This is a genomic window from Sandarakinorhabdus sp., from assembly GCF_040398645.1.
Classification (GTDB): Bacteria; Pseudomonadota; Alphaproteobacteria; order Sphingomonadales; family Sphingomonadaceae; genus Sandarakinorhabdus.
In genome coordinates this window covers 34,127-44,515 of the sequence record NZ_JBBATR010000002.1, presented here as the reverse complement: position 1 = coordinate 44,515, position 10,389 = coordinate 34,127, and the positions used below count along the sequence as shown (strand labels likewise).

Sequence of the window (10,389 nt, the reverse complement as noted above, 5' to 3'; positions counted from 1 at the left end):
TTGCAGATGGCCGGCGCGTTCCCGGTTCGCCTGAACATGCGGTTCGGGCCGGCCCAGCCGGCTGGCCCGGCGGCGCACAGCATGATCACTCTGAATGTGCCGGTATGCCAGAATGTGCTGCCGGCCGATGCGGTTGCGGCGCTCACCAGCCTTGAGGACAGCTTGTTGGCGCTGGGCAATCCGGGCGGGCCGCAAATGCGGGCATGGTTGGATGCGGCTGGCATCGTGCATTTCATGTCGATTAATGCGCTGGATGTCGGCAGCCGCGATGCGCCTGATCTGCGGCTGATTGTTGAAATCAATGCCGATGGCGGCCCCGAAGCCGCGCTTGAGCGGATTTTCGGCAATGCCGCCGCCGCCGTCCCGGCGCTGACTGCTCTGCTGGCCAGTGCCAGCAGCTGGGATGGAGTGTCGTCGCTGCCGGCCTTTCTGGGTCGCCACCGGCTTGACGTGAATCCGCGCGCCTGGGGCAGCACCGGCTTGCTTTATGATGGCTCGCCAGGGTTCAGCATGGCCGGCAAGCGCCGCCGCGATGCGCTGGCCAGCTTTGCCCGGGACGCAGTCGATGATTGGCACAAGTGCGGCGGCGGGCAGGCTGAATCGCCCTTGGCGGCCGTGCAGCATGTGCGGGCGCTGCTGGCGGGCACCGCGCCGCCGCCGCCACATCTCGCCGATGCGGCCGCTGCCTTGCGCACCATGCTGTATCTTCCGGGTCGGCAGCGGCTGAATTTTGTCGATTTCAAATTTCCGGGCATTTGGACTGGCTTTCTGGCGCATCTCACCAGCCCGCGGGGGCGCTGGATCTGGCTGGTGGCGGCGGTGCCCGTGCTTCTGCTTGGGCTGCTGGCCTTTGCGGCATTGCCCGGCGGAACTGGTTTCGCTGGCGGGGTCGGCCGCGTGCTCCTTTCAGCCTTTGCCGGCCTGATCGGCGGCGGGCTGCTGTGGACCGCGCTGGCAGTGCGGGCCTATCTGTCGCTGCGGGCGCTGGAAGCCACTGACCAGCCGGACACGCGCGATCCCGATCTGCTGCGGCGGCTGCGGATCACCGCCCGCGAAAATCCGCCCGGCTTTGAACAAAGCCACATCATCTCCATGTCCGATTTCAAACCCGGCTGGCTGCGGCGGCTTACGTTCTCCTTTGCGATGTGGGGCATCGGCGTGTTTGCCGGCCATTTCACCCGCCCCGGCTTCATCCTGAGCATGGGCACCATCCATTTTGCCCGCTGGTTTCGGCTGCCCGATGCCGAAAAGCTCATTTTTTTCAGCAACTACGATGGCACGTGGGAATCCTATGTCGAAGATTTCATCACCAAGGCCCACATTGGCCAGACAGCGGCGTGGGGGCACGGCGTCGGCTTTCCGCCCACCATCGGCCTGATCGGCGAAGGCGCAAAAAATGGCGATCTGTTCAAGCGCTGGGTGCGCCGCCAGCAGCAATTGACCGGCTGCTGGTACAGCGCGCTGCCGCATCTGACGCTGGACCGGATTCGCGCCCAGGCCCTGATCCATCACGGCCTGGCCCGCGCGGCGGATGCCGGGGCAGCGATGGACTGGCTGGATTTGCTGGGGGCGTTGCCGCGCCCGGCGGGGGCCGTGGCCACCGCGCAAGTGCAAAGCCTGGTGTTCCGCAGCTTTGGCAGCCTGCTGCACGGCGCCTATGTGTTTGTGCGTTTTGATGGTGCAGTCCCAAAACAGGCCCAAAAACAGGCGCTGGCCCGCATCATGGCCGGCGAAGGCGCGCTGCCACCGATCAGTTTCGGTGATCTGCCGTCGGGTTCGCCGCGCATTCATGCCACCAGCGCCCTGGCCCTATCGCCAACCGGTCTGATGCGGCTTGGCTTGCCGGGTGCTGACAGTGCGCAGGGTCTGGCCAGCTTTCCACTCGCCTTCATGGCCGGCATGGCCCGCCGCGCCGATATATTGGGGGACACGGGCAACTGGGTGCAGCCGGGACAGGGCACTGCCGCCAGCGGCGCGCTGGCGAGCTATGACCAGACCGACGGCGTGGTGATGCTGGCGGCGACAAGCGCCGAGCATGTGGCAGCGGCCATCGCGGCGCTGGCGCAGATCGTGACCATCGTCGAACAGGTGCTCACCAGCCCGACCACCACCGGGCCGGATGAGCAGACCAGCCTGGAATATGATCATTTCGGTTTCCGCGACGGCATTTCGCAGCCGGCCATTCGCGGCACCGGCGATTGGCGGCAGCGTCCGCCGCGCGACCAGTTGGCTGCCGGGGAATTTCTGCTCGGCTATCCGGCCAGTGCCGGCTATGTCTCGCCGCCGCTGCGCATCGCGGCTGAGCTTGATCCGGCCGGCATCTTGCCATCGGCCGGAGAAGCCGCCCGGCCGTACCCGGATTTTTCCGCCACAACGGCCGCAGGCTTTCGTGATTTTGGCCGCAACGGCAGTTTTGTGGTGGTGCGCCGGCTCAGCCAGGATGTGAGCGGATTTCACGCCGGCACGGCGGCCGCAGCGGGCGATCTGGTCGGCCGCTGCCCGCATCTGCCGGCCGCGATCAATCAGGATATCGATGGGCAATGGCTGCGAGCAAAAATCATCGGCCGCTGGCCTGATGGCACGCCGGTGATCGACCGGGCAGGGCCAGCCGGGCGCAGCGATGCCCGCAATGATTTTTCCTTCGCGGCCGAAGATCCCCAGGGCCTGGCCTGCCCGCTGGGCGCGCATATCCGCCGCGCCAATCCGCGTGACGGCCTTGATCCCACCGATCCTGTGGCATGGGATACCGCCAATCGCCATCGCATCATCCGCCGCGGCCGCAGCTTCGATCTGCCAGGTGATGATACTGGCCGCAATAAGGGCCTGATGTTTGCAGCGATCTGCAGCGATATCGAACGCCAATTTGAATTCGTGCAGCAGCGCTGGTTGTTTGGCCGCAGCTTTCATGGTCTGGCGGGTGAGATTGATCCGCTGCTGGGCGATAGCAATTTCACCGTGCCCACCTCGGTCGGCCCGGTTCGGGTGCAGGGGCTGGCGCGCTGGGTGGAATGCCACGGCGGCGGCTATTTCTTCCTGCCTGGCCGCGCCGCCCTGCAATGGCTGGCGCACAGCAATTGATGGGCAAGCTTGCAGGCATCAAGGTGGTTGATCTCAGCTTGTTTTTGCCGGGCCCGATGCTGACGGTGATGATGGCCGATCAGGGCGCCACCGTGATCAAGGTGGAGCCGACCGGCGGTGATCCGGCGCGCAGCCAGGGCCCGTTCGAAGCTGGCCACAGCGTGTGGTTTGCCAATCTCAATCGCGGCAAGACCAGCGTGGTCATCGATCTGAAAACCGCTGCCGGCGCGTTGTCGCTGGCCGATCTGCTGCGGGATGCCGATGTGCTGGTGGAGGGGTTTCGTCCCGGCGTGATGGCGCGGCTAGGCTTTGGTTGGGACGCGGTGCGCGCCATCAATCCGCGCATCATCTATTGCTCGCTGTCGGCATTTGGCCAGACCGGCGCGCTGGCCGATCATCCCGCGCATGATCTGGCGGTGCAGGCGCTGGCCGGGTTCCTCAGCGTCAATGATGCCGCAAGTCTTGAGGGTGATGGCCAGCCGGTGGTGCCGGGCGCGGCATCGGCCGATATCGCCGCCGGCCTGACTGGGCTGTCGGCGGTGCTGATGGCGCTGATCGGCCGAGAACGCAGCGGGCAGGGCGATTATATCGATATCGCCATGTTCGACAGTCTGTTGCCGTGGTGCGCCCATACGGCTGGCAGTGCGCTGGCGGGCGGCGCGCCGCCCACATCGGCCAGCCAGCGTTCCTTGGGCGGCGCTGGTTTTTACAATGTCTATGCGTGCAGCGATGGCCGCCACGTCGTGCTGGGCGGGCGGGAACTGAAATTCGCGCGCAGCCTGTTGAACGCCGTGGGCCGGCCCGATCTGATTGCACTGGCAGAAGCGGAGGCCGGGCCAGCGCAGGCGCCACTGATCGAATTTCTGCGCGCGCTGTTTCTCACCCGCAGCCGCGATGACTGGGCGGCGTTCATGGCCGATCTGGATGTGGCGTTTGCCCCGGTGCTGGATTTTGCCGAAGCCTTTGCCAGCCCGCACATCGCCGAACGCGGGCTTGTGCAAATGGTCGATGGCCGCCACCAGATTGCGCCGGCCATCCGCTTTGCCGGCAGCCTATGGACGCCGGGCGCCGTGCCGGGTTTGGGAGAGGCCATATCATGACGCTGCGTCTGGAATCGGATGGCCCCATCGCCCGGCTGGTGATTGACCGGGCCGACAAGCGCAATGCCTGCACGCTGGCGATGTGGCAGGCGGTGCCGCGTCTGCTGGCGCAGGCCGCCGCCGATCCGGCGCTGCGCGTGTTGATCGTGCAGGCGGCGCAGCCGGGCAGCGCCTTTTGTGCCGGCGCTGATATTTCGGAAATGCTGGCCAATCAGGCCGACAACGAATGGCACGCCGCCAATCAGGCCGCGATCAATGCCGCGCAATATCATCTGGCGCGCTTTGCATTGCCCACGATCGCCTTTGTGGAAGGCGATGCCATCGGCGGCGGCTGCGGCATCACCTTGGCCTGCGATATGCGCATTGCCACGTCGGCGGCGCGCTTTGGCATCACGCCGGCCAAGCTCGGGCTGGTGTATCCGCTGCACGATGTGAAGTTGCTGATCGATCTGGTCGGGGCCGGGCAGGCGCGGCGCCTGCTGTTCACCGCCGGCCTGATCGATGCGGCCGAGGCGCTGCGCATCGGGCTGGTGGAGGTGATTGCCGCCAGCCCGGATGTTATTGCCGGGCCGATCACCGCCGTTTCGCGTCATTCGGCGCTGGCCTTGAAGGATTTTGTGCGCCGGGTGCTGGACGGGCAGGTGGCGGAGGATAGCCAGACGCAGGCGATTTTTGCCGCAGCCTTTGCCGGCGCTGATTTTGCCGAAGGCGCAGCGGCCTTTGTTGAGCGGCGGAGGCCGGTTTTCCGGGCCTGACGCAAGCGCCAAGTAGCGGCCGGCCACTGGGCAGCCGATAAGGGCGGTATGCGCGCCATCGTCTGTTCCGCCCTCAGCCCCGACATGTCCGGCCTTGCCAGCCGCGATGACTGGCCAGAGCCGCCCGCGCCGGGGCCGGATGAGGTGCAGGTGGCTGTGCGCTACGCCAGCTTGAATTACCCGGATTTCCTGATGTTGCAGGGCGGCTATCAATACCGCCCGGAACTGCCATTCATCCCCGGCACCGAAGGCAGCGGCACGGTTATTGCCGCCGGGCCGGGGGCTGCGCATCTGATCGGGCAGGACATGATCCTGGGTGCACGCTCCGGCCTGATGGCGGAGCGCATCACCCTGCCGATGCGGAGTGTGCGGCCTGTGCCGGCCGGCCTGAGCCTCGCGCAGGCCGCCGCCTTCACGGTGGGCGCACTTACAGCTTGGGTTGGCCTGATCGAGCGCGGGCGATTGCAGGCCGGGGAGCGTGTGCTGGTGAGCGGGGCTGGCGGGGGCATGGGCCTGGCGGCGGTGCAATTGGCGGTGCACATGGGCGCGCAGGTGGTGGCCGTGGCATCCAATGCAGCGCGGCTGGAACTGGCGCGCGCGGCTGGCGCAGCAGAGACCTATCTGGTGGAGCGGGAGCAACCGCAGGTCCCGCTGAAGGATATCGATCTGGTGTTTGATCCCGTCGCCGGCCCGCTTGTGATGCCATTGGTGAAATGTCTGCGCCGGGGCGGGCGCTATGCGATCATCGGCTTTGTTGGTGGGCGCGGCGATCCAGTGCCGCTCAATCGCCTGCTGCTGAAGGAGATCGAGCTGGTCGGCGTGCGGGCCGGGGAGCAGGGCCGGCAGGATCCGGCGGCGGGCGCGCGCCACATGTGCGAAATCGATGCGCGGGCGGCGCATATGCGGCCGCATATCGGCCTCGAATTGCCGCTGGCCGATGCGCGCGCGGCGTTTGCAGCGATGGGCGCCGGGCAGATCGACGGCAAATGCGTGATCCGGGTGAACTGAGCTAACGCTCGGTCAACCGGGGGATGAGATCGGCGAAATTGCACGGGCGGTGGCGGCTGTCGAGCTGGTCGCGCAGGATGCCGTCCCAGCCGTCCTTCACGGCGCCAGTGGAGCCGGGCAGGCAGAATATATAGGTGCCGCCCGCCACGCCGGCGCAGGCGCGGCTCTGGATCGTCGAGGTACCGATGCTCTGGAAGCTGAGCCAGCGGAACAATTCGCCAAAGCCCGGGATGGGTTTTTCGATCACCTGGTCCAGCGCCTCGGGCGTGACATCGCGGCCGGTCACGCCGGTACCGCCGGTGGTGATGATCACATCGATGCTAGGATCGGCGATCCATGCTGAAAGTTCGGCAACCAGGGCCGGCACCTCATCCTTGCAGATGGCGCGGGCTGCGAGGCGATGGCCGGCGCTGGTCAGCCGCTCGGCAGCCAGATCGCCGCTACGGTCGGTCGCGGCATCGCGCGTGTCGCTCACCGTGAGCACGGCTATGTTGAGGGACAGGAACGCAAGCGACTCGTCAATGGGCATGGAATCACGTTATCCTGTCCTGGGTCGGTCTGTCATGGGGGATCAACAACCCCCGCGGCCGGCGCAGGCGGCGTGACGAAGGGGAGGGCTGCGGTGACAACACGGTTGATGGCGATGATCTGCGTGGCGGATCGCCTGCGGGCGCGGGCGTTTTACGGCGATGTGCTGGGGCCGGTGCTGGGGCTGGAGCCGGTGCAAGTTGATCATTTTGGCGATCAATTTGCCTGCGGCGATGGCTGGATCAGGTTGACCGAACTGCCCGATGTCTTGCCTGGCCCGCACCCGGTGCTTGGTTGGCAGGTGGACGATGCGGCCCGCTGCGCGGCGGCGTTGACGGCCAGCGGGGTGACGATGATCATCTATTCCGGCATGGGCCAGGGCGCCGATGGGTTGTGGCTGTCCCCCGATGGCCAGGCATGGATCGGCTGGTTCAACGACAGCGAAGGCAATCTGCTCAGCTTCACGCAGATGGGGTAAAACGATCGGCTTGCACGCGGCATTTGTTCCTAATACGTTCTGTACGATTTCGGGGAGGGGAATGATGATGACAAAAACAGGCGGCTGCCATTGCGGGGCGGTGCGGTACGCGGTGGCAGGAGGGCCGATGCACGTTGTGCTGTGCCACTGTGCCGACTGCCGCAAAAGCGCCGGCGCGCCAATGGTGGCGTGGGCAATGTTTCCTGCAGATGCAGTGACGGTGACCAGTGGCGAGCCAAAAACCCGCAATTCATCTGGCGCGGCGATGCGAAGCTTTTGCGGCGACTGCGGGACGGGGCTGCTTTACCGCAACGCCGATATGCTGCCGGGTATCGTCGACGTGCAGGTCGTCACGCTCGATGATCCAGATGCATTTCCGGTTGCTGCCCATATCCAGGTGGCTGAACGGATCGGCTGGATGGCGACCGCGCACGAACTGCCTGCTTTCGAGCGCTTCCCGGACTGATTTCGATTATTTTCCGCCCGCGATCGCGCGATTGTCACTGGGCCAGGCCTCCGGCGCAAAGCTGCCGGGCTGTGGACGTGGCCGAATGGCAAGCGCTTCGCGTTTGACGGCCAGCGGCCCGCCGATGCCGGGCAGGCGCGGCCACAGGCCTTGTGCCACGGCATCCATCGATGCCGGTGCGCCGTTCTCGCGCAGTTCATACATCCACAAATTGCGCATTACCACGCGCACATATTGGCGGGTTTCACGGTAGGGAATGGATTCGATGAACAGCAGCGGATCGCCCTGATCATCCAGCGTGCTGTTCCATTTCAACACTGCGCCCGGCCCAGCATTATAGGCCGCAATCACCTTGGGCAGCAGGCCGCCGGTGATCCCCATATTGCCCAGCATTTCCAGATAGGTTTGCCCCAATTCAATATTGAAGGCCGGATCGGTGATATCACCGATCACTGCGGCGCTTGCCTGCGTATCATCCGGGGTTTCACGGCGGATGCGGCGATGTACCAGATCGCGCGTATCGGGCATCAACTGCATCAGGCCGCGCGCGCCGGTGCGGCTGGTGGCGGTGGTGATGAACGCCGATTCCTGCAAGGCATGCGCAAAAATCAGCGATTTGGGCAGCCGCCAGCCGCGAGCTGGCACCCATTCCGGGGCTGGAAACCGTGCCGACAGCGGCGCTTCCAATCCAATCGGCGGCCTGATCGCCAGGCTGTATTGGGTGGCCGGCAGATCAAGCCGCGCGGCAAGGCGCAGGATTGCCGGATAGGCATCGGCCGGGGCCGTGGCGGCCAGATGCCGTAATTCGCGATCGGCCAACCCCAGTTGACCAATTTCAACCAGCGCCGCCGCGCGGCGGGCACCGGGCACCTCTTTCAGGTAATTCCAGTCGGCGGTGATGAAATCCGGTTCGGCCCAATCCAGCGCCTGGTCCAGTCCCAGCGTCCGCCGCGACAACAGGCCATAGAAACTGCCGCGGGAGGCGGCAGCGCGGTGCAGGCGATCAAGCCGGGCCGCCGCATCACCAGCGCGTTCAAAGCTGCGCGCCGCCCAGAAATGGGCGGCTGCGCGGGCGTCATCGGGGCCTGCGGTGACGAGATCAAAGGCTGCCGCAGCGTCTCGCCAGCGGCCGAGCCGAAACGCGGCCAATCCTGCCGCCCAGGCGCCATCTGCGGCACCGGGGCCACCACCAATGGCAACGCTTTGCCACCCGGTGGCAGCAGAATCGAGCCCGATGCGCCACGCCGCCAGATCATCGCCCATGCGGTAATGGTTCCAGGCGATGCGGGCTGCCCAAAAGCTGCGGGCGGGCGGCGACAGCTTCGCCGATTGTGCCAGCCAGATTTGTTCGGCTTCATCGTTGCGATCAGCAGCGAGCAGCGGCCTCAGCAGGGCGGCCAGCTCGGCATCGCCGGTACCGCGTTCGGCTGACCAGCTTGTTCCTGCAATATTGCTTGCAGTGGTGCGGAACGCCCGCGCTTCAGGGAGCAGTGGCAGCGGCGCGCTGTCGGTGCCGGGCATGGCCTCGGCGCGTTTAGCCACCTTTGCCGCCAACGGCTGATCAAAATTGCCAGCCAGCCAGCCAGCCAGATCGGCGCGGGTAAGCTGGCCAGGTCCGCGGGCTACAACCAGCGCAGCTTGCACGCCTTGGGACAGCAAACCGGGCGGCTGCGCAGCAATTGCTGCTTCAGCGCGGACGAAGCGGCCGGCATCGAGATCGAGATAGATCTGGCGGAAAATCACCCGTTCGCTGTCGGTTAGCTGCGGCGGTACCATGCGTTGCCGGGCGGTGATGCCGCTGCGCTGCCCGGTTACGACTTGCGCCTGTTCTTGCGCTTGGCCTTGCATAGGCACTGGCGCTTGTGTGCCCTGCGAATCGGCGCGCGCCATCGCTGCGATGCAGGCCGTCAGCATGATCGCGGTGCGCTTCATGTGATCGCGGCCTGAAACAGCTTGAGATGCTCAAAGGCCTGCGCGCGCAGATCCTTGTTGCGGCCCATGGTGCGCGGGTGGACCGTGGGCAGCAGCCGGGCGCCCGCCCAATCGAACCACTGGCCGCGGCTGCTGGCGAGGCGCGCCGCGCTGCCGGCCATTTCCGCCGCCGCCTGGCCCATCGCCAGCACATGCCGCGGCGGCGCCAGCACTGCCAGCCGGGCGAGAACGGGGGTGAACCGGGCGAGGAGATCCGGTGTCGGTTCGCTGTCGCCGGGGGTTGACCAGGCAATCCGGCTGACCAATGCTGCCCGCGTCCAGTCCAGATCGATGGCGGCCAGCATGCGATCAATGGTGTCGCGGTGCGCCGGATCGTGATCGGGGCGATCGATCAACACCCAGATGCGGCTGGCCAGATTGCCATGAAACAACAGCGGCGGTTGCTGGCGCGCAGCTGGAAACCGACTGAGCAAGGCGAGCAGCGCATCGACATCGCCGCACGCGAGCGCCGGATGCGGGCCAGGGGCAGCAGCCGGCGGACGCGGCGTTCTGGCCTGAACCGGACTTGCAGTTTCGGCTTCATTTGTGGTGATCGTTTGCGAGCTTGCCGCTGAAGCAGAAGGCAAAACAGAGGTCGCCGCTGGCGAACTCGCCGTCTCCAGCCAGTTGCGCGGCATATCGGCGACGGGCACATCGCAGCCCGCAGCGATCAGAAACGCCAGCGCCTCCCGCGCAGCGGCCGGCAATAACACAGCAGGCGGCGCAGCGGCGGAGTTTTGGAGGGTATTGGAGAGCGACATCTTGACAAACTAACAGCGCACCGGGCCGTCTGGTCAAGTGCGGGCGGTGCGGTTATCTGTTGATCGAAGTTACGACGCGGCAGCCGGAGCAATGCGGGCAGCGCAAATGGGGAATGTGACGTGAGCGAACGCGAATCCATGCCATATGATCTAGTGATTGTTGGCGGCGGCCCGGCCGGGCTGTCCGCGGCGATCCGCGCCAAGCAGGAGGCGCAGCGGCTCGGGCTGGAGCTTTCGGTGTGCG

9 protein-coding genes and 1 pseudogene are annotated in these 10,389 nt (G+C 66.0%); 7 read left to right on the top strand and 3 right to left on the bottom strand.

Going from position 1 to position 10,389, the window contains the following annotated elements; translation table 11 throughout:
• From ABWP50_RS00750 to ABWP50_RS00735, 4 genes are all read left to right on the top strand, one after another.
• On the top strand, window positions 1–3,078 hold a 3,078-nt coding region (locus tag ABWP50_RS00750), incomplete at its 5' end, for a Dyp-type peroxidase (RefSeq protein WP_502950944.1).
• Entirely contained in the window at window positions 3,078–4,178 is a 1,101-nt protein-coding gene (locus ABWP50_RS00745) for a CaiB/BaiF CoA transferase family protein (protein WP_353216070.1), read from the top strand. The genes ABWP50_RS00750 and ABWP50_RS00745, both read left to right, overlap by 1 nt.
• Window positions 4,175–4,933: an enoyl-CoA hydratase/isomerase family protein gene (locus tag ABWP50_RS00740; protein ID WP_353216069.1), complete on the top strand. Its 759-nt coding sequence runs from the start codon at window positions 4,175–4,177 to the stop codon at window positions 4,931–4,933. Before ABWP50_RS00745 ends, ABWP50_RS00740 begins: the two co-directional genes overlap by 4 nt.
• 48 nt (window positions 4,934–4,981) lie before the next feature.
• Window positions 4,982–5,941, top strand: coding sequence for a zinc-binding dehydrogenase (locus ABWP50_RS00735; RefSeq protein ID WP_353216068.1), 960 nt, complete (start codon window positions 4,982–4,984; stop codon window positions 5,939–5,941).
• A gap of 1 nt (window position 5,942) precedes the next feature.
• Here ABWP50_RS00735 and moaB read toward each other — a convergent pair whose 3' ends face one another.
• Window positions 5,943–6,470 carry a molybdenum cofactor biosynthesis protein B gene (gene moaB, locus ABWP50_RS00730; protein ID WP_353216067.1) on the bottom strand — a complete coding sequence of 176 codons (528 nt, stop codon included), beginning with the start codon at window positions 6,468–6,470 and terminating at the stop codon, window positions 5,943–5,945.
• A gap of 93 nt (window positions 6,471–6,563) precedes the next feature.
• On the opposite strand from moaB, the gene ABWP50_RS00725 reads away from it, so the two are divergent.
• Window positions 6,564–6,947, top strand: a complete 384-nt coding sequence (locus ABWP50_RS00725; protein WP_353216066.1) for a VOC family protein — start codon at window positions 6,564–6,566, stop codon at window positions 6,945–6,947.
• 67 nt (window positions 6,948–7,014) lie between these two features.
• Complete coding sequence (locus ABWP50_RS00720) at window positions 7,015–7,413, top strand: GFA family protein (RefSeq protein WP_353216134.1); 399 nt, start codon at window positions 7,015–7,017, stop codon at window positions 7,411–7,413.
• A gap of 6 nt (window positions 7,414–7,419) precedes the next feature.
• Here ABWP50_RS00720 and ABWP50_RS00715 read toward each other — a convergent pair whose 3' ends face one another.
• Together ABWP50_RS00715 and ABWP50_RS00710 are read right to left on the bottom strand one after the other, a co-directional pair.
• Window positions 7,420–9,345, bottom strand: coding sequence for a lytic transglycosylase domain-containing protein (locus ABWP50_RS00715; RefSeq protein ID WP_353216065.1), 1,926 nt, complete (start codon window positions 9,343–9,345; stop codon window positions 7,420–7,422).
• Window positions 9,342–10,145, bottom strand: a complete 804-nt coding sequence (locus ABWP50_RS00710) for a uracil-DNA glycosylase family protein (protein ID WP_353216064.1) — start codon at window positions 10,143–10,145, stop codon at window positions 9,342–9,344. Before ABWP50_RS00710 ends, ABWP50_RS00715 begins: the two co-directional genes overlap by 4 nt.
• Window positions 10,146–10,265: 120 nt before the next feature.
• On the opposite strand from ABWP50_RS00710, the pseudogene ABWP50_RS13595 reads away from it, so the two are divergent.
• A pseudogene (locus ABWP50_RS13595) lies at window positions 10,266–10,389 on the top strand (FAD-binding protein); the annotation flags it as partial.

Bases quoted from the DNA above. Each gene is read 5' to 3' on its own strand.
- ABWP50_RS00745 (WP_353216070.1), top strand. From the start codon at position 3,078: ATGGGCAAGCTTGCAGGCATCAAGGTGGTTGATCTCAGCTTGTTTTTG.
- ABWP50_RS00740 (WP_353216069.1), top strand. From the start codon at position 4,175: ATGACGCTGCGTCTGGAATCGGATGGCCCCATCGCCCGGCTGGTGATT.
- ABWP50_RS00735 (WP_353216068.1), top strand. From the start codon at position 4,982: ATGCGCGCCATCGTCTGTTCCGCCCTCAGCCCCGACATGTCCGGCCTT.
- moaB (WP_353216067.1), bottom strand. From the start codon at position 6,470: ATGCCCATTGACGAGTCGCTTGCGTTCCTGTCCCTCAACATAGCCGTG.
- ABWP50_RS00720 (WP_353216134.1), top strand. From the start codon at position 7,015: ATGACAAAAACAGGCGGCTGCCATTGCGGGGCGGTGCGGTACGCGGTG.
- ABWP50_RS00715 (WP_353216065.1), bottom strand. From the start codon at position 9,345: ATGAAGCGCACCGCGATCATGCTGACGGCCTGCATCGCAGCGATGGCG.
- ABWP50_RS00710 (WP_353216064.1), bottom strand. From the start codon at position 10,145: ATGTCGCTCTCCAATACCCTCCAAAACTCCGCCGCTGCGCCGCCTGCT.